This is a genomic window from Mesorhizobium newzealandense (genome assembly GCF_042682145.1).
Classification (GTDB): domain Bacteria; phylum Pseudomonadota; class Alphaproteobacteria; order Rhizobiales; family Rhizobiaceae; genus Mesorhizobium; species Mesorhizobium newzealandense.
The window spans coordinates 712,793-735,785 of sequence record NZ_JBHUGZ010000007.1 but is presented as its reverse complement, the minus strand read 5'-3'; the positions used below and the strand labels follow the sequence as shown (position 1 = coordinate 735,785).

23 protein-coding genes are annotated in these 22,993 nt (G+C 62.3%); 7 read left to right on the top strand and 16 right to left on the bottom strand.

What is annotated here, in order from left to right:
• Nucleotides 1-72: 72 nt before the first annotated feature.
• The 7 genes from eno to ACFSOZ_RS12430 form a co-directional block, all read right to left on the bottom strand.
• On the bottom strand, nt 73-1,347 hold the full coding sequence (eno, locus tag ACFSOZ_RS12460) for a phosphopyruvate hydratase (protein WP_379097820.1): 1,275 nt from the start codon (nt 1,345-1,347) through the stop codon (nt 73-75).
• 485 nt (nt 1,348-1,832) lie between these two features.
• Complete coding sequence (locus ACFSOZ_RS12455) at nt 1,833-2,198, bottom strand: PRC-barrel domain-containing protein (protein WP_112395111.1); 366 nt, start codon at nt 2,196-2,198, stop codon at nt 1,833-1,835.
• A gap of 83 nt (nt 2,199-2,281) precedes the next feature.
• On the bottom strand, nt 2,282-2,485 hold the full coding sequence (locus tag ACFSOZ_RS12450; RefSeq protein ID WP_019858016.1) for a dodecin family protein: 204 nt from the start codon (nt 2,483-2,485) through the stop codon (nt 2,282-2,284).
• 116 nt (nt 2,486-2,601) lie between these two features.
• Complete coding sequence (kdsA, locus tag ACFSOZ_RS12445) at nt 2,602-3,447, bottom strand: 3-deoxy-8-phosphooctulonate synthase (protein WP_379097817.1); 846 nt, start codon at nt 3,445-3,447, stop codon at nt 2,602-2,604.
• Nucleotides 3,444-4,334, bottom strand: a complete 891-nt coding sequence (locus ACFSOZ_RS12440) for a VOC family protein (RefSeq protein WP_379097814.1) — start codon at nt 4,332-4,334, stop codon at nt 3,444-3,446. Before ACFSOZ_RS12440 ends, kdsA begins: the two co-directional genes overlap by 4 nt.
• A 44-nt stretch (nt 4,335-4,378) precedes the next feature.
• Entirely contained in the window at nt 4,379-4,669 is a 291-nt protein-coding gene (locus ACFSOZ_RS12435) for a Dabb family protein (protein WP_379097810.1), read from the bottom strand.
• Nucleotides 4,670-4,767: 98 nt separating this feature from the next.
• Nucleotides 4,768-4,902 (bottom strand): hypothetical protein, encoded by a 135-nt coding sequence (locus ACFSOZ_RS12430; protein ID WP_379097807.1) that lies wholly within the window; start codon nt 4,900-4,902, stop codon nt 4,768-4,770.
• 134 nt (nt 4,903-5,036) lie between these two features.
• Between ACFSOZ_RS12430 and ACFSOZ_RS12425 the strand changes: the two genes are divergently transcribed.
• Together ACFSOZ_RS12425 and ACFSOZ_RS12420 are read left to right on the top strand one after the other, a co-directional pair.
• Nucleotides 5,037-5,102, top strand: coding sequence for a hypothetical protein (locus ACFSOZ_RS12425; RefSeq protein ID WP_379098192.1), 66 nt, complete (start codon nt 5,037-5,039; stop codon nt 5,100-5,102).
• Nucleotides 5,103-5,263: 161 nt separating this feature from the next.
• Nucleotides 5,264-6,520 carry a class I SAM-dependent methyltransferase gene (locus tag ACFSOZ_RS12420; protein ID WP_379098189.1) on the top strand — a complete coding sequence of 419 codons (1,257 nt, stop codon included), beginning with the start codon at nt 5,264-5,266 and terminating at the stop codon, nt 6,518-6,520.
• A 46-nt stretch (nt 6,521-6,566) separates the two neighbouring features.
• Here the strand turns inward: ACFSOZ_RS12420 and ACFSOZ_RS12415 are convergent, their stop codons facing one another.
• Nucleotides 6,567-8,549 (bottom strand): bifunctional 2',3'-cyclic-nucleotide 2'-phosphodiesterase/3'-nucleotidase, encoded by a 1,983-nt coding sequence (locus tag ACFSOZ_RS12415; protein ID WP_379097804.1) that lies wholly within the window; start codon nt 8,547-8,549, stop codon nt 6,567-6,569.
• Nucleotides 8,550-8,698: 149 nt separating this feature from the next.
• On the bottom strand, nt 8,699-9,964 hold the full coding sequence (locus tag ACFSOZ_RS12410; RefSeq protein WP_379097801.1) for an NAD(P)/FAD-dependent oxidoreductase: 1,266 nt from the start codon (nt 9,962-9,964) through the stop codon (nt 8,699-8,701).
• Nucleotides 9,965-10,129: 165 nt separating this feature from the next.
• Here ACFSOZ_RS12410 and ACFSOZ_RS12405 point away from each other — a divergent pair, with 165 nt between their 5' ends.
• Nucleotides 10,130-10,780 carry a 5-formyltetrahydrofolate cyclo-ligase gene (locus ACFSOZ_RS12405; RefSeq protein WP_379097798.1) on the top strand — a complete coding sequence of 217 codons (651 nt, stop codon included), beginning with the start codon at nt 10,130-10,132 and terminating at the stop codon, nt 10,778-10,780.
• 713 nt (nt 10,781-11,493) lie between these two features.
• Here ACFSOZ_RS12405 and ACFSOZ_RS12400 read toward each other — a convergent pair.
• Nucleotides 11,494-11,967 carry an Lrp/AsnC family transcriptional regulator gene (locus ACFSOZ_RS12400; RefSeq protein ID WP_010909317.1) on the bottom strand — a complete coding sequence of 158 codons (474 nt, stop codon included), beginning with the start codon at nt 11,965-11,967 and terminating at the stop codon, nt 11,494-11,496.
• A gap of 156 nt (nt 11,968-12,123) precedes the next feature.
• Here ACFSOZ_RS12400 and ald point away from each other — a divergent pair, with 156 nt between their 5' ends.
• Complete coding sequence (gene ald / locus ACFSOZ_RS12395) at nt 12,124-13,239, top strand: alanine dehydrogenase (RefSeq protein WP_379097795.1); 1,116 nt, start codon at nt 12,124-12,126, stop codon at nt 13,237-13,239.
• Between the two features lie 220 nt (nt 13,240-13,459).
• Here ald and ACFSOZ_RS12390 read toward each other — a convergent pair whose 3' ends face one another.
• The 5 genes from ACFSOZ_RS12390 to ACFSOZ_RS12370 form a co-directional block, all read right to left on the bottom strand.
• Nucleotides 13,460-13,927 (bottom strand): DUF1203 domain-containing protein, encoded by a 468-nt coding sequence (locus tag ACFSOZ_RS12390; RefSeq protein WP_379097792.1) that lies wholly within the window; start codon nt 13,925-13,927, stop codon nt 13,460-13,462.
• Nucleotides 13,928-14,028: 101 nt separating this feature from the next.
• Nucleotides 14,029-14,592 carry a GNAT family N-acetyltransferase gene (locus ACFSOZ_RS12385; protein ID WP_379097789.1) on the bottom strand — a complete coding sequence of 188 codons (564 nt, stop codon included), beginning with the start codon at nt 14,590-14,592 and terminating at the stop codon, nt 14,029-14,031.
• Between the two features lie 5 nt (nt 14,593-14,597).
• Entirely contained in the window at nt 14,598-15,449 is an 852-nt protein-coding gene (gene sseA / locus ACFSOZ_RS12380; RefSeq protein WP_379097784.1) for a 3-mercaptopyruvate sulfurtransferase, read from the bottom strand.
• Between the two features lie 128 nt (nt 15,450-15,577).
• Nucleotides 15,578-16,321 carry an alanyl-tRNA editing protein gene (locus ACFSOZ_RS12375; protein WP_379097781.1) on the bottom strand — a complete coding sequence of 248 codons (744 nt, stop codon included), beginning with the start codon at nt 16,319-16,321 and terminating at the stop codon, nt 15,578-15,580.
• A complete protein-coding gene (locus ACFSOZ_RS12370; RefSeq protein WP_379097778.1) occupies nt 16,321-17,355 on the bottom strand; it encodes a cysteine synthase A in 1,035 nt (344 codons plus the stop codon). Before ACFSOZ_RS12370 ends, ACFSOZ_RS12375 begins: the two co-directional genes overlap by 1 nt.
• A gap of 226 nt (nt 17,356-17,581) precedes the next feature.
• On the opposite strand from ACFSOZ_RS12370, the gene ACFSOZ_RS12365 reads away from it, so the two are divergent.
• Both ACFSOZ_RS12365 and ACFSOZ_RS12360 read left to right on the top strand, forming a co-directional pair.
• Complete coding sequence (locus ACFSOZ_RS12365) at nt 17,582-18,403, top strand: SDR family oxidoreductase (protein WP_379097775.1); 822 nt, start codon at nt 17,582-17,584, stop codon at nt 18,401-18,403.
• A gap of 96 nt (nt 18,404-18,499) precedes the next feature.
• The gene (locus ACFSOZ_RS12360) at nt 18,500-19,474 is read left to right on the top strand and encodes an alpha/beta hydrolase (RefSeq protein ID WP_379097772.1); all 975 of its coding nucleotides are present in this window, start codon (nt 18,500-18,502) and stop codon (nt 19,472-19,474) included.
• A gap of 104 nt (nt 19,475-19,578) precedes the next feature.
• On the opposite strand, the gene ACFSOZ_RS12355 is transcribed toward ACFSOZ_RS12360, so the two are convergent.
• Nucleotides 19,579-20,991, bottom strand: a complete 1,413-nt coding sequence (locus ACFSOZ_RS12355; protein WP_379097770.1) for a DEAD/DEAH box helicase — start codon at nt 20,989-20,991, stop codon at nt 19,579-19,581.
• Between the two features lie 411 nt (nt 20,992-21,402).
• Between ACFSOZ_RS12355 and ACFSOZ_RS12350 the strand changes: the two genes are divergently transcribed.
• The gene (locus ACFSOZ_RS12350; protein ID WP_379097766.1) at nt 21,403-22,935 is read left to right on the top strand and encodes an acyl-CoA carboxylase subunit beta; all 1,533 of its coding nucleotides are present in this window, start codon (nt 21,403-21,405) and stop codon (nt 22,933-22,935) included.
• Nucleotides 22,936-22,993: the final 58 nt, after the last annotated feature.

Sequence of the window (22,993 nt, the reverse complement as noted above, 5' to 3'; positions counted from 1 at the left end):
CGACGCCGAAATGAAAAAGGGCGGGAATGCTCCCGCCCTTCCGTCCAATATTCCACATCCGAATGTTCCGGATCAGCCCTTCACCACCGACTTGCCGGCGTAGCTCGCCTGCTTGCCGAGCTCTTCCTCGATGCGGATCAGCTGGTTGTATTTGGCCATGCGGTCCGAGCGCGACAGCGAGCCGGTCTTGATCTGTCCGCAATTGGTGGCAACCGCGAGATCGGCGATGGTCGAATCCTCGGTTTCGCCCGAGCGGTGCGACATGACCGCGGTGTAGCCGGCCTTGTGCGCGGTCTCGACGGCGTCGAGCGTTTCCGTCAGCGAGCCGATCTGGTTGACCTTGACCAGGATCGAATTGGCAACGCCCATGCGGATGCCGTCGCGCAGCCGCGCCGTGTTGGTGACGAACAGATCGTCGCCGACCAGCTGCGTCTTCTTGCCGATAAGATCGGTCAGGTACTTCCAGCCTTCCCAGTCGTCCTCGGCCAGCCCGTCCTCGATCGAGATGATCGGATAGTCGGCGGCAAGCTTGGCCAGGTATTTGGCCTGGGCCTTGGGGTCGCGGGTCTTCTTCTCGCCCTCATAGACGTAGTTGCCATCCTTGAAGAACTCGGTCGCCGCGCAGTCGAGGCCGAGCGCGATCTCTTCGCCCGGCTTGAAGCCGGCCTTCTCGATCGATTCCATGATGAAGTCGAGCGCCACCGGCGCGCTCTTCAGGTTCGGGGCAAAGCCGCCCTCGTCGCCGACATTGGTGTTGTGGCCGGCATCCTTCAGTTTCTTCCTCAGCGTGTGGAAGATTTCCGAACCCCAGCGAACACCTTCGCGCAGCGTCGGCGCGCCGATCGGCAGGATCATGAACTCCTGGAAGTCGATCGGGTTGTCGGCATGGGCGCCGCCATTGATGATGTTCATCATCGGCACCGGCAGGACATGCGCCTTGGTACCGCCGACATAACGGTAGAGCGGCAGGCCGGCGGCTTCGGCCGCGGCCTTGGCCACCGCCAGCGAGACTCCGAGGATGGCGTTGGCGCCGAGCCGGCTCTTGTTGGGCGTGCCGTCGAGCTCGATCATGGTCTGGTCGATGTGGATCTGGTTTTCGGCTTCCATGCCGCCGATCGCCTCGAACAGTTCGCCATTCACCGCCTCGACGGCCTTGAGCACGCCCTTGCCGAGATAACGGGCACCGCCGTCGCGCAGTTCGACAGCCTCGTGGGCGCCGGTCGAGGCACCCGACGGCACCGCCGCGCGGCCCATCGAGCCGTCTTCGAGAATGACATCGACCTCGACGGTCGGATTTCCACGGCTGTCCAAGATTTCACGCCCGACAATGTCGATGATGGCGGTCATTGCGATATCCTCGATTGATCTGAAAAAGCGTCGCGCACGTCTTAGCCAAAGCACCGCAAAACGCAATCGGCCCGCTCGCAATTATTGCCGTGGCGTCAGCCCAAGGCGCGTCGCGTTTGAACGTATTCAGGCGCCGCGCTCCAGGTCTTTGCTTTTATGCATCTCGTTCTCCCAAAACCGGGGCCACTTTTGGGCGACATGCATCAGGCGATTCACGAAGCACAAATCGCTGTCATCATAAGTCATGTGCGGCGGACCAGCTTCCGGCTATGGTGCAGGTGCGCGGGGCGAAACAGGAGGAGTTTCGCCATGTCCCAGTTGAGCGGTATCGTGAGTCTGTTCCTGATCGCGGCGGCGTTTCTGACGTCGTGCGACAATCAGCAGTCGCCACCCAAGGCAGGAGTGCTATCAGCCTTGCACAGCGAATAGGCGCCGCATCGAAGCCAAAAAAGGCCCCGTCTCGACGGGGCCTTTTTTTGCAGGCGTCAATGCCAGTAAGGCGTGACCTTGTAGTAATCATATGACGCGTCGCGCGCCGTCTCGCCATCCGCGCCAGCCAGTTCGTTGATCGAATAGGCGGGCGCAGCCTTCAGCTGGTCCTTGGAGAACGGCACGACATAGCCGCCCTTATCCTCGTCATAGTCGAGGCTTGCCCATGGAATGGCGTGGTACTTCTCGCCGATGCCGAGAAAGCCGCCAAAACCGATCACCGCGAACATGATGCCGTTCGAGGTCTTGTCGAGCATGATGTCCTCGATGCTGCCGATGCTCTTGCCTTCGGTGTTGTAGACCGACGTGCCGATGACTCGCGAAGCGGCAATGGCTTCGGTGTGGCCTGTCTGGGTTGTCATGATGTGCTCCTCATTGTCGTTGATCGGTACTTTGACAATGAGGGGCGCGGGCGAAAGTTCCCGACTTTTTCGGCGGCAGCCGGTCACTCCGCGAGGATGAAGGTGACCTTCATATTGACGCGATAGGCAGCAATCTTGCCGTCCTCGACGACGATCTTCTGGTCCTGGATCCAGGCGCCTTCGACGTTCTTCAGGGTCTTTGCGGCACGCGCAATTCCCTTTTCGATGGCGTCCTGAAAGCTCTTCTTCGACGATGAGGTGATTTCGGTGACGCGGGCGACAGACATGGCTTCCTCCTGCCAAAACGCTCATTTGCCGGTGAAGCGTACAACCGGCCCATGCCGACCACAAGCCAGCGCCCCCGGCCGGCGTCGCTGACGCTGGAGCCGTCCCTCAGGACGTTTCAGCGACCCTTGGCGATACGGTCGAACGCCATCAGCCTTTCCAGGAGTGCCGGCATGTCCTTCAGCGGCAGCATGTTCGGGCCGTCCGAAGAGGTCGAATTGTCCGGATCCTGATGGGTCTCGATGAACACGCCGGCAACGCCGACGGCGACGGCCGCACGGGCCAGCGTCTCGACGAAGCGGCGTTCGCCGCCCGAGGAGCCGCCCTGCCCGCCCGGCTGCTGTACCGAATGCGTGGCGTCGAAGATCACCGGCGCGCCGATCTCGGCCATGATCGGCAGAGCGCGCATGTCGGACACCAGCGTGTTGTAGCCGAACGACGCGCCGCGCTCGGTGGTCAAAACATTGGCGTTACCAGAACCGGTGATCTTGGCGACGACGTTCTTCATGTCCCAGGGAGCAAGGAACTGCCCCTTCTTCACGTTGATCACCTTGCCGGTCCTGGCGGCGGCGACAAGCATGTCGGTCTGGCGCGACAGGAAGGCCGGAATCTGCAGGACATCGACATGCGGCGCGACGATCGCGCACTGTTCCTCGGTGTGGACATCGGTCAGCACCGGCAGCGAAAATTCCTTGCGCAATTCGTCGAAGACGGGAAGTGCCGCGTCCATGCCGGCGCCGCGCGTCGCCGACAGCGAGGTGCGGTTGGCCTTGTCGTAGCTGGTCTTGTAGACGAGGCCTATCCCGAGCTTGCCGGTCAGTTCCTTCAGCGCGCCGGCCATGTCGAAGGCATGCTGGCGCGATTCAAACTGGCAAGGGCCAGCGATCAGCGACAAGGCCGCGTTGTTGTCGAAGACGACATTGCCGACGGTTACCGACGAATTGGGCGCCAGGGGCTTGCTCATTGGATCTCCCGGAAGATGAAAGCCGCGCCCTGTGCGGATGCCGGCTGCACGACAATATCATTGCCCGCTATATCGTGTCTGATGGAATTGGCTGCAAGCAGCCTCGCAGTGACATCGGCGCTAAGGACCGCAAAGACCACCGCGGCGAAGCGAAGGTCTGCCGGCGCGCCGGCAGGCAGGCCAAAGCGTGCGGTGAAAGACGCAGGGTCAAGCACGCTCAAACTTGCATTCGGCAAGTGAAACGCGCCGCCCTGCCCGCTGGCGGTCGGATCATTCACCGCCAAGGAAATCAGCCGGTGCTGTTCGGCAGGCCGCTCGCTGACCGCCACCACTTCGACAATGCCGGTGGCGCCGTTGGCGTGGGCCTGCAAAGCCGCGCGGTCCACTTTCGGCGCGTTGACCCGTTCGCAGGCAAACAGGAAAGCGTCCATGACCTTGCTGCTCGATGCAAAGGCGAGCTTGAACGATGCCATGTCGCTTTTGCCTGCCGTGTCGGTGAAGGCTCGCGAAAAGCTCAGCATGTCTCCCGCAGAGACGCCGGCTTCGACATAGCGTGCCTGGTCGGCATCTGCGTTGCTGGTGCCCAGCACCACGGCGGAAAATCCCTCGTCGCCGTGGCGGCTGCGATAGATACGGTCGCGCGCGACGAAAACATTGCCCTCGGCGATGGCCGTCAGCGCGGCCTGTTCATCGCCGACCGCCAGCGGCTCGAGATAGGTGCCGTCGGCGAGGAAGACGCAACAGTTTTCCGTTCCGAAGGGATGGATCCCGGTCGGGGCAACGACGAAGCCAAGCGCAGTGAGCCGGGCTCGCGCCACATCGAGGTTCTGCGTCGGCAGCACCAGATGATCGAGCGGATGAGTGCCGACGGTGTTTGTTCGGGTCATGCAGGCGCGATGTGCATCATTCCGCAAACCGGTTCAAGCCTCGATCAGCTGCCGGTCACCACATCGGCGGAATAACGCAGCTCGCGCAATGGTTTGACCTTGCTGGTCGTCTGCGCATAGAGCGGGTGCGCCTTGTAGGCGGCCAACGCCGCGGCATCGGCGAACTCCGCGTAGACGACCACATCGATCTCTTCCGATAGCGGATCGACCTTGGTGTTGAGGGTCACCTCGAACAGACTGGAATGGGGAATGTTGCCGAGCGCCTGCAGGCCGGTGCGCACGGCCTCCACATCCTCTTTACGCCGCGCGCTGAAGAAAACGATATGCCGGATCAACCCCGCCTCCTCGATCTAAGTGCCGGGGTCTTTTGTGACGACAGGACGGTCGCGTCAATCGACAAGGATGTCGCGGCAGTGAGTCGTTCGGATGGATGCTAGATCTTGCCGGTGATCAATCGCACGACGTGCGAGACACTCCTCACCGTGGTGTCGAGATACCGACCCTGATTGTAGAGGCCATCCCAGATCAGGAAAAAGGCGATGGCGGCAATGACGATTACATAACGCATGGCTAAAACTATCTCACAAGCACGGTTGCAGCCATAGGCGTTTGTGGCGTGTTCGGCCTTTGCTGTGTAAAAGGCAAACCCACGCAGGCGGGAGCCGGCCACGTGGCACAGCCCAGCTTGCAGCCTGCCTCTTGATGTTCTCCCTCATGACGTGGAAGATTGCCGCAGGGATTCACTGGGAAGCGCTGAAGCTCTGGTAAAAGGGCGCGCGCTTTCGTTCGAGCCCGCCCGTCACCGAACCGGTCCGCTGCCGGGATCAGGCAACGGCGCTCGAACCTGGCGAATGAACCGCGAGAACCGAGGCTCGGCAATTGGCGCCGACACCGCGGAAGTCCAGGGGCGTGAGATGGCACACCGTGAGATGGCACACAAGGAACATCATGGCGGAGCGTCAGGCGACGCGGTCAGGCTTGACGAATTCAATTTCGCCGAGATCGTCAAGGGCCTGCCGGCGAAGGCGCGCATGGTCCTGTCGGCGGCGATGAACCTGCCGCGCGGGTCGCTCAAGGTCAGGATGCCGGACGGCCGCGCCGTCCTGGTCGGCGGCAAGGGACCCGGACCAGACGCCGAACTTGTGCTCAAGAATTGGCGCTTGCCCGGACGCGCCTTTACCGGCGGCACGATCGGCGTTGCCGAATCCTACATGGACGGCGATTGGGAAAGCCCTGACGTCACCAGCTTCCTGGAGCTGTTCGTGGTCAATTCGGCCATCGGCGAACGCGTCGCCGGCGGCGCCAGCTGGCTCATCAACACCGTCCAGCGCATCCGCCACTGGTTCAACGAGAACACGCACACCGGCTCGAAGCGCAATATTTCGGCGCATTACGATCTCGGCAACGCCTTCTACAAGGAATGGCTCGATCCGAGCATGACCTATTCCTCGGCGCTCTATGCCACCGGCGCCAACGACCTGGAAAGCGCCCAGGCCGCCAAATATCGCGCACTGGCCAAGGATACGGGGATCGGCCCGAAGGACCACGTGCTGGAGATCGGCTGCGGCTGGGGCGGCTTCGCCGAATTCGCGGCACGCGAGATCGGCTGCCGTGTGACGGGGCTGACGATCAGCCGCGAGCAGCACGACTTCGCCACGGCGCGTATCGCCAAGGCCGGGCTTGCCGACAAGGTCGACATCAAGCTGCAGGATTATCGCGACGAAACAGGCACTTACGACCGCATCGCCTCGATCGAGATGTTCGAGGCAGTCGGCGAGAAATACTGGCCCGTGTTCTTCAGCAAGATGAAGGCTTGCCTGAAGCCCGGCGGCACTGCCGGCCTGCAGATCATCACCATCAACGAAGCTTCTTACGACACCTATCGCGCAAGGCCGGATTTCATCCAGCGCTATGTTTTTCCGGGCGGCATGCTGCCGACGCCGTCGATCCTCAAGGCGCTCGGCAAGGATCATGGCCTTGCCCATCTGCGCGAGCGCGTGTTTCCGGACGACTATGCACGCACGCTCGCCGAATGGCGCCAGCGGTTCTGGGCATCGTGGGAAAAGATCGTCCCGCTCGGCTTCGACGACCGCTTCAAGAAGCTCTGGGAGTTCTACCTGCACTATTGCGAGGCCGGTTTCCGCGCCAGCTACATCGACGTGCGCCAGGTGGTCTACAAGGCATAGGTCCACGCCGCCGTGACGGCGCAGACCTAAGTCTATATGGCAACAATCAGAGAAGGATGCGGTATTTCGCGAATCCCGCTTCGCCCTCACCCACCGGTTCGATCTTCAGCGACTTCACCTCGGCAATGAAATCCTTCGCCTTAGCGCCGGTTTCGAATATGGCGCTGGTTCCAGGCAGCGGCGCGAACGACCAGTTGTCGTCGGCCGACGGGTTGATCGTGCCCTCGCTGACGATGTAGCGAACGATGACGTCGCGATTGGTGTCCGGCGCCTCGTAGATGATCTTCGAGGCATTGATGTCGGGGAAATTGCCGCCGCCGCCGGCACGGTAATTGTTGGTCGAAACGACGAATTTCTGTTTTGGATCAATCGGTTTTCCATCGAACATCAAGTCGACAATACGATTGGCGCCGGCATTAGCCAGCCCGCCCTTGGCGTCATATTTCGGCGGCTGCGACAGGTCTATTTCGTAGGTGACACCGTCGATGACGTCGAAATTGTAGGACGGGAAGTCGGTGTTGATGAGTGGCTGGTCGGCCTTGCCAGGCTCGATCCTATTGAAGATGCCGGCCGACATTTCCAGCCATTCCTTGACCTGCGCGCCGGTGATTTCGACGGCCCGAACGGTGTTCGGGTAGAGATAGAGGTCGGCGACGTTCTTGATGGCGATATCACCCGCCGGCACGTCGGTATAGTAGTCAGCGCCGTTGCGCCCGCCGGCCTTGAAGGGAGCGGCGGCCGACAGCAGCGGCACATCCTTCCATTGCGTGTTCTTGAGAATATCCTTCAGGTACCAGGTCTGCGCCTGGCTGACGACCTGCACCGACGGATCGTCGGCGACCAGCGCGAAATAGGAATAGAGCGGCGCGGAAGTCTTGCCGACGGGACGCCGCACATAGGCCAATGTCGCCTGGTGGTCCTGCTCGAGTGCGGCGATGATTCGCTTGTCGTCCGGCACGGTCGGCTTGTTCTTGTTGTCGACGCGTTCGAAGATCGGCCGCGCTTCGGAAGTGGCGGAAACGACCTTCCATTTCGACCCGTCGCGCTCCAGCATCAGGTCGATTAGCCCCATATGCGAGCCCCAGAAGCCGCCCATGACGGCGGGTTTGCCCTGCAGCGTGCCTTTTTGCGAGTCGACTCCATCGAGCGACTGGAAATCCTTCTTGCCGGGGAAGACCAGATGCTGGTGACCGGTGAACACCGCATCGATGCCGTCGACACCGGCGACGAAGAACGATGCGTTCTCCATCATGTCGCCCTGCTGCTTCACGTCGATGCCGGAATGCGAGAGCGCAATGACGATGTCGGCGCCTTCCTCCTTCATCTGCGGCACCCAGGCCTTGGCCGCCTCGACGATGTCGCGCGTCTTGACGTTGCCTTCGAGATTCTTGAGGTCCCAGACCATGATCTGCGGTGGCACGAAGCCGATGATGCCGATCCTGATCGGCTGCTCGGCGCCTGAACCGTCCTTGATCTTCTTGTCGAGGATCACATAGGGCTTGAGGTAGAGCTTGTCGTCGCGCGGGTTCGCGGCAAGCTCGGTGCCGCGGATCAAATTGGCGCAGACGAAGGGAAAATTGGCGCCGGTTAGCACCTTGTCCATGAACGACAGGCCGTAGTTGAACTCATGGTTGCCAAGCGTCGAGCATTCATAGCCGAGCAGGTTCATGCCTTTCATGATTGGATGCAGGTCACCATCCTTCATGCCCCTCTCATAAGCGATGTAGTCGCCCATCGGATTGCCCTGCAGCAGGTCGCCATTGTCGATCAGCATCGAATTGACGGCTTCCTTGCGCACCGCGTCGATGAGAGACGCCGTGCGCGACAAGCCCATCGTGTCGTTCGCTTTGTCGGCGTAGTAATCATAAGGCAGCACGTTCACATGGATGTCGGTGGTTTCCATGATCCGAAGATGCGCCTGGTTGGCCTGTGCGCGGGCGGAGAACGGATGCAGCATGATCAAAGCCCCCGCGGCGGCGGCACCGCCAAGGAGATCACGGCGGGAGATGGGATGGAGCAGTCGCGACATGAGTTCTCCTTCTTCGACAACGTGACAGCCCTGCCCGGAAGCGAACTTCGCGCTGAAACCCATCTGAGTCCATTCAACAAGTCGCGCGCATCAAGCCACCAGTCGATCAGGAACAGATGACGTGCGGATGAAGGGCCTGGGTGACGAAATCAGCCCTTGTCGTCGTCGCCCTGGGTAATCAACCGCGCGCTGCGCTGACCCGTCGCGTAGATCCACAGCCAACTCAGCGACACCGCAAGCCGGTTGCGAAAGCCGATCAGGAAATAGATGTGCGCAATTCCCCACAGCCACCAGGCCGCCCAGCCTGTCAGCTTGATCCAGCCGAAATCGATTACCGCGGCGCGCTTGCCGATCGTGGCGAGATCGCCGTCATGCCTGTAGCGGAATGGCCGTGGGCCGGTGTTGCCGGCAAGCCGCGCCTTCAGCGTCGCCGCAACATGCCGGCCTTGCTGCTTGGCGGCCGGCGCAACGCCGGGAACGGGCCGCCGATCCGGCCGCAGCACATGCGCGGCATCGCCGACGACGAAAATCTCCGGGCTGCCCGGCACGCTCAAGTCACGCTCGACCAGCACCCTGCCCGCCCGGTCCGCCGCCGCGCCGAGCCATTCGGCGGCTGGTGAAGCGGCGACGCCCGCCGCCCACAGGATCGTGCTTGCCGCCAGATGCTTGTCGCCGAAGACGACGCCCTCGGCGTCGCACCGCGTAACAGCCCGGCCGAGTTCTATCGTCACGCCGAGCCGCTCGAGCGCCTTCATGGCATAGTCGGAAAGTTTCGGGGCAAAATTGGCCAGAATTCGATCGCCGGCCTCGATCAACACGACGCGCGTTTGCCGTGTATCGATGTTGCGGAATTCACTGCGCAGCGTGTCATGCGCCAGTTCGATGATGGTGCCGGCAAGTTCCACGCCGCTCGGCCCGCCACCGACGATCGCGATGGTCAACAGCGCCTGGCGCTTGGCGGGATCGGTCTCCCGCTCGGCCTGCTCGAAGGCCAGAAGTATGCGCCGCCGAACCGTGGTCGCGTCCTCCAGTGTTTTCAGGCCGGGCGCGAAGGGTTCCCATTCGTCATGGCCGAAATAGGCGTGGCGGGCGCCGGTGGCGAGCAGCAGCGTATCGTAGGCGACCGCACTGCCATCATCGAGCAGCACGCGCTTGCCGGCCCGGTCGACGCCGACGACATTGGCGAGCAGCGTCGTCACATCCTTGCGCTTGCGCAAGAGGTGGCGGATCGGCCAGGCAATCTCGGACGTCGCCAGCGCCGTGGTCGCCACCTGGTAGAGCAGCGGCTGAAAGAGGTGGTGGTTGCGCTTGTCGATCATGGTGATGCGGACCGGCGCCCCGGCAAGCGCTCGAGTGAATTCGAGACCGCCGAAACCCGCGCCGACAACGACGACATGATGGCTGGCCTGGTTCATCTCATTCACCCCAATGCATCTGACCTGATGTAGGTATTTTTGTGCACCGCAACAACGTTCCGTCCTCTGATGACTGCCTGGGAGTCGCCTTCGAATGTCGTGAATGCACATGTCGGACCCCGTGGCCGGGTATAGCGTTCTCGAAACAGCACGACGAGGCGAGGCATGGCTACCGATCATGACGACCAATGTCCGGCGCAGTATTCTTCGCCGCCCTGCTTCATGCATGAACTGGATCCGGAGTTTCGCGCGCCGTTGAGCGACTGGACCGACGTGAGACGCTGGCGCAAGGCCGAGCGCGAACGCCTGATCGCCGCGCGTCTTGCCGTTTCGGCCGACGCGCGAACGGTGATGTCGCAACGCATTGCGGGAGGCCTCGATGCGATTGTCGGCGAGGTCGCCGGCCGCCTGGTCAGTCTCTACTGGCCGTTTCGCGGCGAGCCCGACCTGCGGCCATGGATGGCCTCCATCAATGCGCGTGGCGGCCGCACCGCCCTGCCCATCGTTATTGAGAAAGGGCAGCCGCTGATCTTTCGCGCCTACGCGCCGGGTGACCGGCTGGAAAAAGGTGTCTGGAACATCCCGATCCCGGCCGAGGGCGATCCGGTGCTGCCGGACATCGTCATTGCGCCGATCGTCGGCATCGATCCCGGGAATTACCGCCTGGGCTATGGCGGCGGGTTCTTCGACCGCACGCTGGCTGCGATGCCGTTCAAGCCGCTGGTGATCGGCGTTGGCTACGAACTGCAACGCATCGCCACAATCTACCCGCAGCCGCACGATATCCCGATGGATCGGATCGTCACCGAGGCCTAAGAGCCTTTTTGGAAAATGAGACCGGCTGGATTTCTGTTTCGCTGCGAATATGATTCGCCCTTGAGATGGACACGACAGTAGCGACGCCGGTTGGCCGGGATCACCCGACGTAAAAACACCTCAGGTACGGACCAACGCGTTTCAATCGAAACATACTCCCGCCGTGTAGCAGCGCAAATGTCACATGACAAAAATCCGACCTGGTCGATAACCATGCTGCGGCGGACCGTTTCGACATGCGCTCTGGGCGGATCCAACAGTGTCCGGTCGTTCTTTAGATTGGCTGCTTCGCGACAGATGATGATCGGACGAACTATTGCGGCTACCCTTGCAATTGCGTTTTCCTTTTCGCCTTCGCATGCGCAACCACAGCATCGTTTACCGGGCGGTTATAAGTGGGGCCGCTGCCTGCTTGTTGTTAGCGGTCAGACTCGCATAACCGGAAGATGCTCTTATCAAATCGAGAAGGGTGGCGATTTTAATATCCAGGGGCCTCGGCAAGTTTTTGCAGGTATCGACTATCCTGATACGAATAGTGGGGCTGGTGAAATGTCCGAAGATTACTGGGCCGTTATCTACAAGGACGGTGATTTTTGGGAAGGCTATGGGAACTCGGACATTCGCGAAACTCACGGTGAACCAGGAGATTGGGGAGAACTTCGCCGCGATGGCGCATGCTATGTTGGGAAGGACGTCCGGGTGTGCCTTTGGCGTTAAGCCATTTCCGGCTTCATGCCCATCGCCGTGCGGTCGACGATCTCGCGCAAGGCGAACGACGAGTTGATCTTGGTCACATGCGGCATCGCTGACAGCCACTCCTTGTGGATGCGCTCATAGTCGACGAGATCCTTGGCCGCGATCCTCAGAATATAGTCATATTCGCCCGACATCAGGTGGCAGGACAGCACGTTCGGACAGCGTTTGATCGCCGCCTCGAAATCCGACAGCGTCTTCTCGAACTGTCCCGACAGCGATATATGCACGATCGCCGTCATCTGATGACCAAGTGCGGCATTGGAAAGCCGGGCGTGGTAGCCGCGGATGGTTCCGGATTTCTCCAGATTGTCGAGCCGGCGCGAGCACGCCGATTGCGACAGGCCAACCTTCTCGGCCAGTGCCGCATTGGGTATCCTGCCATCCTTCTGCAAAGTCTCGAGAATGGCGATATCGATCCTGTCGAGCGGCATTTTTGGTGAATCCTGCGAATATCCTACTATTTCGCGCAACGATTATCGAAACGCGCCCCTTGGCGCAAGCGCATTCGCAAACACCTGCGCAACGATTCGTGGTTCACTCCATCAATACAGGGAACGAGCCCAAAAGGGCCGGATCAGGAGAAGAAAATGCGCGTCGGCTGCCCCAAGGAAATCAAGAACCACGAATACCGCGTCGGCCTCACACCCGGCTCGGTCCGCGAATATGTCGCCCATGGCCATGAAGTGCTGGTCGAGACCGGCGCAGGGGCCGGTATCGGCGCTGACGACAACGCCTACCGTGCCGCCGGCGCCACGATCGCCAAGACGGCTGCCGACGTGTTCGCCAAGTCGGACATGATCGTCAAGGTCAAGGAGCCGCAGCCCAATGAATGGGCGCAGCTTCGCGACGGCCAGATCCTGTACACCTATCTCCACCTGGCTCCGGATCCGGAGCAGACCAAGGGCCTGCTCGCCTCCGGCGTGACCGCGATCGCCTATGAAACCGTGACCGACGACCGTGGCGGGCTGCCGCTGCTGGCGCCGATGTCGGAAGTCGCCGGACGGCTGTCGATCCAGGCCGGCGCCACGGCGCTGCAGAAGGCCAATGGCGGTCGCGGCGTGCTGCTCGGCGGCGTGCCCGGCGTGCTGCCGGGCAAGGTCACCGTGCTCGGCGGCGGTGTCGTCGGCCTGCACGCGGCCAGAATGGCGGCGGGACTTGGCGCCGACGTCACCATTATCGACCGCTCTATCCCGCGCCTGCGCCAGCTCGACGACCTCTTTGCCGGCCGGGTGCACACCCGTTACTCGACCGTCGAGGCGCTCGAGGAAGAGTGCTTTTCGGCCGACATCGTCGTCGGCGCCGTGCTTATTCCGGGCGCCGCCGCACCCAAGCTGGTTTCGCGCGAAATGCTGTCAGGCATGAAGAAGGGCTCGGTGCTGGTCGACGTCGCCATCGATCAGGGCGGCTGCTTCGAGACCTCGCATGCCACCACCCACGCCGAGCCGACCTATGAGGTTGACGGTGTCATCCACTACTGCGTCGCCAACATGCCCGGCGCGGTGCCGGTCACGTCGGCCCACGCGCTCAACAACGCGACGCTCCATTATGGCCTGCAGCTCGCCGACAAGGGCCTGAAGGCGATGGTCGACGACCACCACCTGCGCAACGGCCTCAATGTCCACAGAGGGAAGATCACCAACCGTGCCGTCGCCGAGGCACTCGGCTACGAGCTGGTTGAGCCGAAAGCCGTTCTCGCGGCCTGATTTCACCTTATGGCGACCTCCCGTCAGCCCGCCGGTTCATTCCGGCGGGTTTTTTCTTGACCTGACGGCGGGCAACAAAAAAGCGGAGCCAAAGCCCCGCTTCCTCGATATCGAGATTTCCCGCCGGTTCATCCGCGGTCGGCAAATCGATCGACAATCGCTTTCTATCGCGACTATGCGACAGGAGTACGACAGCCCCTCCGCCGGCGGTCTTAACGCCTCAGGCGCGCTCGATGCGGCACTGGTAGCAGTTGTTGCGCGCTGAGCGGACATGGACGTAGGCGATATCGTGGCGTTCGAACAAGGTTTCGGCTCGCGCCGTGATCGCTGCGGTCGGGATGACGCCCCCGCTGCCATAGACGATACGATCATCGCTGCCATAGCCGCGCACGATATAGTCGGGGCTTTCGAGAACCTCGGGCAGCGCGTCGGTCTCGGCGGCGCGGTCGCATGCTTCGGCATGCAGGAAGATCGGTCCGGTTTCGGCATAGGGCTGAAGACCCGGGAATGGCCGGTAAGCCAGAATGAGGTAGGCGTCGCCGGCGGCGATGTTTTTCAGACAGTGCCGGCAGGGCATGCCGTCACCGTCGGAGATCTTTCGCTCGGGCGTCTGGCCGTAGGCATCGGGGCCGCCGCGCTGCAGCGCCCTGACATCTTCGGTCGGCAGAGCTTTGAACTGGATGGTCATGATGAAATCTCCGGTGTCGTCGACCGGAAATTATACGCCCACGCCGCTGCTTCCCACCCGATTCCTGCCAAGTCTCGAAGGACCGAACGGACCAACTGATGTCACGGCCGCATGACGCTGGCCGAGCGCTCGGCGAAAGGCAGCGGGTGCACGATCTCCTTCTTCTGCGCCACCGGTGCAAAGCCGAGCTTCTGGTAGAGCGGCAGAGCCGCCGGATGATCGAGCGTACAGGTCTGCACCGTCACCCGCTTCGGCCCGTACGACCATGCCGCGGCAATCGCCGAGCCCAGGAACCAGCGGCCGATGCCTTGCCCCGTCGCATGTTCCATCATGCCGAAATAGGCGAGCTCGACTTCGTCCGGCAGATGCGGCTTGAGGTCGAAGAAGCCGGCCGGCGCGCCGTCGAGATAGAGCACCCTGACGTCGCGGTCCTCGCGGTGGATACCGGCTGAAAGCTCGTCGTCATCCAGCCTCAGCACATTGACCCAATGCCATTTGCGCCCCACCCGATCCATCAGGTAGCGGTAGAAATGCAGGGGAATTTCCTTGGTCTTCAACAGCGCGACCTGGCGGTTGTAGGGCACCGGTGGCGAATAGGCCGGCGGCACATGCATCTCGAGAAACGTCACCGTGACTTCGATGTCTTCCAGAGCGCCGTTTTCCATCGTCCTCATTCCTTGCCGGTCACGACGGGCGTGTCGGAGAGCCCACCCCATTCCGTCCATGAGCCGTCGTAAAGCCTGTTTTCGGTATGGCCAAGCGTTTCCAGCGCCAGCGTGACCACCGCGGCTGTAATGCCGGAACCACACGAGGTGATGACGGGTTTCGACAGATCGATGCCGGCCCCCTCGATCACCTTGCGCAGGCGGTCCTTCGACAGCATCTCGCCATTTTCCGACAGCGCCGAATAGGGCAGATTGCGCGCGCCAGGCATATGGCCGGAACGGATACCCGCGCGCGGTTCAGGCTCCGTGCCGGCAAAGCGGCCCGGTCCACGGGCATCGGCGATCTGGCTTTCCCCGGTGTCGACGATCCGGCGCACGTCGGCGAGGCTGGCGACGCGACCGGCGTCGAAATCCGCATGAAACACACTTGGCGCGATCTTGGTCGGTTCGGCCGTTACCGGCCGGCCGGCAGCTTTCCAACCATCAAAGCCGCCGTCCAGAATGTAGGTCTGGAAGACGCCCATGACCCGGAACATCCACCACGCCCGAGGCGCAGAGAAGAAACCCGGACCGTCATAGACGACGATGGTGTCGTCGGCCGAAACGCCCATAGAACCGACATACTGGGCAAAATGCTGCGGCGACGACAATGTATGCGGCAGCGCCGAAGCCGGGTCCGAAACCGCATCCTGATCCAGAAATCGTGCGCCCGGGATGTGGGCTGCCTCGTATTCGCCGCGCGCATCGCGGTTCTGCGCCGGCAGATACCAGGACGCGTCGACGATCGTCAGGCCGGGTTCGCCGAGGCGCTGCTGCAGCCAGTCCGCATCGACGGTGAAAGGGCTGTCCTCGGCCATCTTGTTCTCCTGCACGCCTTTTGGCGGTGACTGTCTGATTGAAGCGCGTCGCGTTGAAGCGGATTCAGGCGACGCGCTTTAAGTCTTTGTCGTTGTCCCAAAACCGGGCCACTTTTGGGCGACATGCATCAGGTCACCGGAATCGGGCCGAAACGGATCCGGAAGCGCCGGTTCTCGCGGCCCTTCTTCTCGATCTTGCCGATATGGATTTCGCCGACTTCGCCGGTGCTTTTGACATGCGTGCCGCCGCAGGGCTGGCTGTCGACCGAGGCGTTGTAACCGATGCAAACCAGGCGGATCTTGCCGGTGCCAACCGGCGGCCGGACGTTCTTGGATTTCACCAGGCCAGGGTTGGCGGCCAGTTCCTCGTCGCTGATCAGCCTGGTGAAGATCGGGTGATCGGCCCGCACCAGATCCATCAGGCTGGCCGTCACCTCTTCCTTTGAGAAGCTGGCATCGGGAATGTCGAAATCGACACGGCTGTCGTCCTCGGAAACCGCCGCACCCGTGATCGGGAACGGGCAGACGACGGTGAGCAGGTGACATGCCGCGTGCATGCGCATCAAGAGATGCCGCCGCTCCCAATTGATGGCAAGTTTCATTCGCTCGCCAACCTCCGGTACCGCTTGCTCCAACGCCGGCACATGGATGATCTCGTCCTTGGTCTCGCCGGTGATGGTGGCGGCAATGGCGATGCGGCTGCCATCGGCGCGTTCGAGATGACCGGTATCGCCCGGTTGGCCGCCCGAGGTGGCGTAGAAGATCGTCCGGTCGAGAATGATGCCGCCGCGGTCGTTGACGGCTATGACTGTGGCGTCCGCCGCGCGCAAATAGGCGTCGTCGCGAAACAGCGCTTCCGTCTTGTGCGCCATTACGCGACCTTTTCGAACGGTACCGAAATGGTGCTCTGCTGTTCCATCCAGCCCGGCACCGGCAGGTTCTTTTCGCGCAGGAATTCCGGGTTGAACAGCTTCGACTGATAGCGCGTGCCATAGTCGCAAAGAATGGTCACGATGGTGTGGCCGGGCCCAAGTTCGCGCGCCAGACGGATCGCGCCGGCAATGTTGATGCCGGTCGAGCCGCCGACGCAAAGGCCTTCCTCCTGGATCAGGTCGAAGACGATCGGCAGCGCATCCTCGTCCGGGATCTGGAATGAAAAATCCGGCGTGAAGCCATCGAGATTGGCGGTGATCCGCCCCTGCCCGATGCCTTCGGTGATCGAGCTGCCTACGGACTTCAACTCACCGCTGGTGTAGAAACTGTAGAGCGCGGCGCCCAGCGGATCGGCGAGCGCGATCTTGACGTCCTTGCTCTTGGCCTTCAGCCCGAAGGCGACGCCGGCCAGCGTTCCGCCCGAACCCACCGCCGAGACAAAGCCGTCGACCTTGCCACCGGTCTGGTTCCAGATTTCCTGCGCCGTGGTCCGGATATGGCCGTCACGGTTGGCGACATTGTCGAACTGGTTGGCCCAGATGGCGCCGTTCGGCTCCGTCCGCGCCATCTGCTCGGCCAGCCGCCCAGACAGTTTCACGTAATTGTTGGGGTTCTTGTAAGGCACCGCGGGCACCTCGATCAGTTCGGCGCCGAGCAGCTTGATGGTGTCCTTCTTTTCCTGGCTCTGCGTGTCGGGGATGACGATGACGGTGCGGTATCCCAGCGCCTTGGCGACCAGCGTCAGCCCGATGCCGGTATTGCCGGCCGTTCCCTCGACGATGACGCCGCCGGGCTTCAGCAGCCCGCGCTGCTCGGCGTCGCGGATGATGAACAGACCGGCGCGATCCTTGACCGATTGGCCCGGGTTCATGAATTCGGCCTTCCCCAGGATCTCGCAACCGGTTTGTTCAGACGCTTTGTTGAGGCGGATCAGAGGCGTGTTGCCGATCGCGTCGATCACAGAACGGGGCATTCAGGATTCCTTGTGTAGGTGCGCCGAAACCCTAGAAACCCGAAGCTTCGGTTTCAAGGCAAGAATTTGTCTGGTCCAGTCGCATTTGCGGCACTGTTATCGCGCCAACGCTCTCAACATCGCCTTCATGCCCCACAGTTCATTTCCGCCCGGCGATGAAAAGCACTCTTTTCATTCGATTTCTTCATCGCTAGAGCAAGACACGAACAAGTCGACAGGGCGCAGCATGACACTCTATCGGGCCAACCCGAAGCACGGCGTCGCCTGGATCACGGGCGGCAGCAGCGGCATCGGCCGTGCGCTGGCCAGGGACCTTGCGTCCCAGGGCTATGCCGTCGCGGTGACCGCACTCGACGACGATCCTATCGACACGCTTGTCGTCGAGACCGCGCAGATGCCGGGCAGTGTCACGGCCTTTCCCTGCGACGTCACCGACGAGCCGCGCATGGCAAGAACCGTCGCCGCGATCGAGAAGGAACTCGGTCCCATCGTGCTCGCCGTCTTCAATGCCGGAAACTACATATCGACACCGGGCGAGAATCTCGCCGTCGCCGACTTTCGCCAGTCCTTCGAGGTCAACTATTTCGGCATCGTCAACGGCCTGGTGCCAGCGGTCGAGCGCATGCGTGTGCGAGCGCGCGGCCACGTCGTGCTGGTCGGCTCGGTCACCGCCTATTTCGGCTGGCCGACCACGGCCGCCTATGGCGGCACCAAGGCGGCGATCAACATCCTGGCGGAATCGCTGAAGTATGATTTCGACAAGATGAACGTGCGCATCCAGGTGATCAATCCGGGCTTCATCGACACCCCGCTGACCGAGAAGAATATGCTGCCGATGCCGGGATTGATGCCGGTCAGCCGCGCGTCGCGCCTCATGGCGCGTGGTATCAAGTCCGGCGGCTTCGAAGTCACCTTCCCGCGCCGGTTGAGCTGGCCGCTGAAGCTGCTCAGCCTGCTGCCGAGGCCGCTGTGCAGAGGCGTGATCAGCCTCATGACCAGTTGGAAGGCGCGGCCGCTGCACTACGACCGCAAACCGCCAAGCGAGTAGAACGGCATCGCGATCGGCGAGCTGCCCGCCTCGGGCCGGCCCGTTGCCTGCTTGTGGTGCCGCCATAGGCTCAGAAATTGTTCGTTGGAGTCTGCGATGGAGCGACGGATCGTGCTTGCTGTGCTGGGCCTTGTCGCAGTCCTTTCATTGGCTTTCGTGCTTGGTCCGCGCGTTCCTGTCGACACCACAATCCGTTTCGATCCCTCGGTCATCGGCGACGATCCGCAGACCTATGTGGCGAAGACGGAAGCCGCCATACCCGGCATCCGTGACGGGCTGGAGAAGGAGATCGTCTGGGCCAATCCGATGGTGCATGCCAGGACGCCGCTGTCGATCGTCTATATCCACGGCTTTTCCGCCTCGAAGGGCGAGGTCCGCCCGCTGTCCGACGAAGTGGCCGATCAGCTCGACGCCAATCTGTTCTACACTCGCCTTACCGGTCACGGGCAGGACGGCGCGGCGATGACGCAAGGCAGCGTCAATGCCTGGATCAACGACTATGAGGAGGCGCTCGCCATCGGCCGGGCGATCGGCGACAAGGTGATCGTCATCTCGACCTCGACCGGCGGCTCGCTGGCGGCATGGGCGGCAACGCAGCCGGGCGCGTCGGACGGGGTGGCGGCGATTGCATTCATCTCGCCGAATTTCGGCGTCAAGGCTTCCGGCGCCGAGATCCTGACCATGCCGTGGGGCAAACAGATCGCCCAACTCGTCGCCGGCAAGGAGCACAGCTTCCTGCCGCGCAACGCCCTGCACGAGAAATTCTGGACCTATAAATATCCGATCGACGCGACGCTGCCGATGCAGGCGCTAACCGAACTCGCCTACGCCGCGCCAGTGGAGAAGGCGACCATACCGGCTCTCTTCATCTTCTCCGATTCCGACAGAGTGGTGCGGGAAGACCGCACCCGCGAAATCGCCGCGCGCTGGGGCGCGCCGCATGAACTGGTTCCGGTCGACGACACCGGCGATCCCGACAACCACGTCATCGCCGGCGACGCGCTGTCGCCGTCGACCACGGCCTTTCTGTCGCAAAGGATTGCCGTCTGGGTCGAGGCCGTGGCCAAGTAAGCGGACGAAAAAAGGGCGACCGAAGCATCGCTTCAGCCGCCCTTTCTTTGTCAGTCACGAGCAATCAACCAGCCTAGGCTTGACTGATTGCGAAGCGGTCTGGCTTACGCAGCCCGCGCCGCCGGACGCTTGCCGCCGAAGCGGCGCTTGTTGTTACCCTTGAAGGGCTTGGCGCCTTCCGGCTTGCGCTCGCCAGCGAAGGCCGGCTTGTCGCCGAAGCGCTTCTTGCCAAACCCGTTGCCCTTGTTCTCGCCACCGGGCCGCCTGCCGTCGCGACGACCATTGCCGTTGCGATCATTGGCCGGCTCGAAGCGCTCGTTCTTTTCAGCCGGATTGCGCTGCGGATCGGGGTTGCCGAGATGGTCGGCAACGATCGGCAGCTTGGTGCGGATGATGCGCTCGACCTGACGCAGCTTGCTGTTCTCCGAAGGATCGCAAAGCGTGATGGCGATGCCGTCCATGCCGTTGCGGCCGGTGCGGCCAATGCGGTGGACATAGCTTTCGGCTTCGTCAGGCAGGTCGAAATTCACGACGTGGCTGATGCCGGGCACGTCGATGCCGCGCGCCGCGATGTCGGTCGCCACGAGAATGCGCACCGAGCCCTCGCGGAAATCGTTCAGCGCCTTCTGGCGGGCGTTCTGCGACTTGTTGCCGTGGATGACGGCGGCCTTGAAGCCGTCGCGCTCGAGGTCCTTGGTCACCCTGTCGGCACCATGCTTGGTGCGCGAAAAGATGATGACGGACTTCATCGCCTCGTCGGCGAGCATCGTCGACAGCACCTGGCGCTTCTGCTTGGTGCGGGCGAAGACGACGCCCTGCACGATCTCGGCTGCCGCCGTGCTGTGGGGGGCGACTTCGACGCGGATCGGGTTCTTCAACAGGCCTTTCGCCAGCTCGGCGATTTCGGCCGGCATGGTTGCCGAGAACAGCACCGTCTGACGGTCCGGAGCGGTCGCCTTGGCAATGCGCTTGACGTCGTTGATGAAGCCCATGTCGAGCATGCGGTCGCCTTCGTCCAGCACCAGCCACTTGGTGTCGGCAAGCACGAGGTCGCCCTCACGCACCAGATCGGTCAGCCGGCCTGGCGTGGCGATCAGGATGTCGACGCCGGGCGCAACTTTCTTCACCTGGCTGAAGCGCGAGACGCCGCCGAGCACGAGCGCGGTCGAGACATGCGCGCCCTTGGCGAGCAGCTTGATCATGTCCTCGATCTGCACGGCGAGCTCGCGCGTCGGCGCCAGAATCAGCGCACGCGCCGTCTTCGGCCGGCGCTTGGTGCCGAGAGCGATGATCTTCGACAGGATCGGCAGCGCAAAGGCCGCGGTCTTGCCCGAACCGGTCTGGGCGATGCCGAAAATGTCACGGCCTTCCAGCTGCGGCGGGATCGCCTGGGTCTGGATCGGCTTCGGCTCGGTGAAGCCGGCGGCATGGGTCGCCTTGAGCAGCGCGCCCGTAATTCCAAGTGCTGCGAAACCGGAGAGTTCCCCTGTACCGAGCAAAGTGTTTTCGTTGGTCAAAATATTCTTCTTTCACGCGGCTCCTGGCCGCAAACATCAATGGCGGCAGGGGCGCAACCTGCCGTCGGATAAATTGTCATGAAACGACAAGGCGGGCGGACGGTTTCGTCCACTCGGCTGCGCTGTCGTGCCCGCAGGCATCATGCCACGGGGCTTTTTCGCCGCTTTGTGATGTACCGGAAAGAGGGGCCGATATACCGGAAAGAGGGAAAACAGACGCAACCAGTCTCATTTGTCGAGAAGGCCGGATTGTTCCCGGCCCAAGCGCCTATGTCGCCGCATATGGCCCAGTTCGCTGCCAAATGCAAGGGGCGTCATGCTGCAGCGCAACAAAACCGCAGCGCAAGCGGTGCTTGCACTCGCTTGCCGGCACGATTACCACGAAATGCCGCTGGCCTGGGAGGATAACCGATGAAGGACGTGCTGAAGGAACTCGAGCGCCGCCGCGACATCGCCCGCATGGGTGGCGGCCAGGCCCGCATCGATGCCCAGCACAAGAAGGGCAAGCTTGCCGCGCGTGAACGCATCGAGGTGTTTCTCGACGAGGGCTCGTTCGAAGAATTCGACATGTATGTCGAGCACCGCTCGACCGACTTCGGCATGGAGAAGACGAAGATCGCCGGCGACGGCGTCGTCACGGGCTGGGGCACCGTCAATGGCCGCCCGGTCTATCTCTTCGCCAAGGATTTTACCGTCTTCGGCGGCTCGCTGTCGGAAGCGCATGCCGAAAAGGTCATCAAGGTGCAGGAGATGGCGCTGCGCAACCGCGCGCCGATCATCGGCCTCTATGATGCCGGCGGCGCGCGTATCCAGGAGGGCGTCGCCGCACTCGGCGGCTATGCCGAGATCTTCCAGCGCAACGTGCTGGCGTCCGGTGTCATTCCGCAGATATCGCTGATCATGGGTCCTTGCGCAGGCGGCGACGTCTATTCGCCTGCGATGACCGACTTCATCTTCATGGTCCGCGACACCTCCTATATGTTCGTCACCGGACCGGATGTGGTGAAGACCGTCACCAACGAGACCGTGACCGCCGAGAGCCTTGGCGGCGCCTCCGTCCACACCACGAAATCCTCGATCGCCGACGGCGCCTACGACAATGACGTAGAGGCGCTGCTGCAGATGCGCCGGCTGGTCGACCTGCTGCCCGCCTCCAACACATCGGAGCTCCCGGAGATCGAATGCTACCAGTCGGTCACCGATCACGACCTGTCGCTCGACCGGCTGATCCCCGACAATGCCAACAAGCCTTACGACATCAAGGAGTTGATCTTGAAGACCGCCGACGAAGGCGACTTCTTCGAGATCCAGCAGAATTTCGCCAAGAACATCGTCACCGGATTCGGGCGGGTCGAGGGCCGCACCGTCGGCTTCGTCGCCAACCAGCCGATGGTGTTGGCCGGCGTGCTCGACTCGGACGCCAGCCGCAAGGCGGCCCGTTTCGTGCGCTTCTGCGACTGTTTCTCGATTCCGATCGTCACGTTTGTCGATGTCCCTGGCTTCCTGCCCGGCACGGCGCAGGAATATGGCGGGCTGATCAAGCACGGCGCGAAACTCCTGTTCGCCTATGCCGAAGCCACCGTGCCGAAGATCACCGTCATCACCCGAAAAGCCTATGGCGGCGCCTATGACGTGATGGCGTCAAAACACCTGCGCGGTGACATGAACTACGCCTGGCCGACGGCGCAGATCGCGGTGATGGGCGCCAGGGGAGCGGTCGAGATCATCTATCGCAAGGACATTGGCGATGCGGAAAAGATCGCAGCCCATACAAAGGCTTACGAGGATCGCTTCCTGTCGCCCTTCGTTGCCGCCGAGCGTGGCTATGTCGATGAGGTGATCATGCCGCACTCGACCCGCCGCCGGATCGCGCGCGCGCTGCGGATGCTGCGCAACAAGGATATGCAGAACCCCTGGAAGAAGCACGACAACATCCCGCTGTGAGGCATCCTAAGCCGCAAACGGCGGTATCTCAGTCGGCCGCACCAGCAATCGCCAGGGG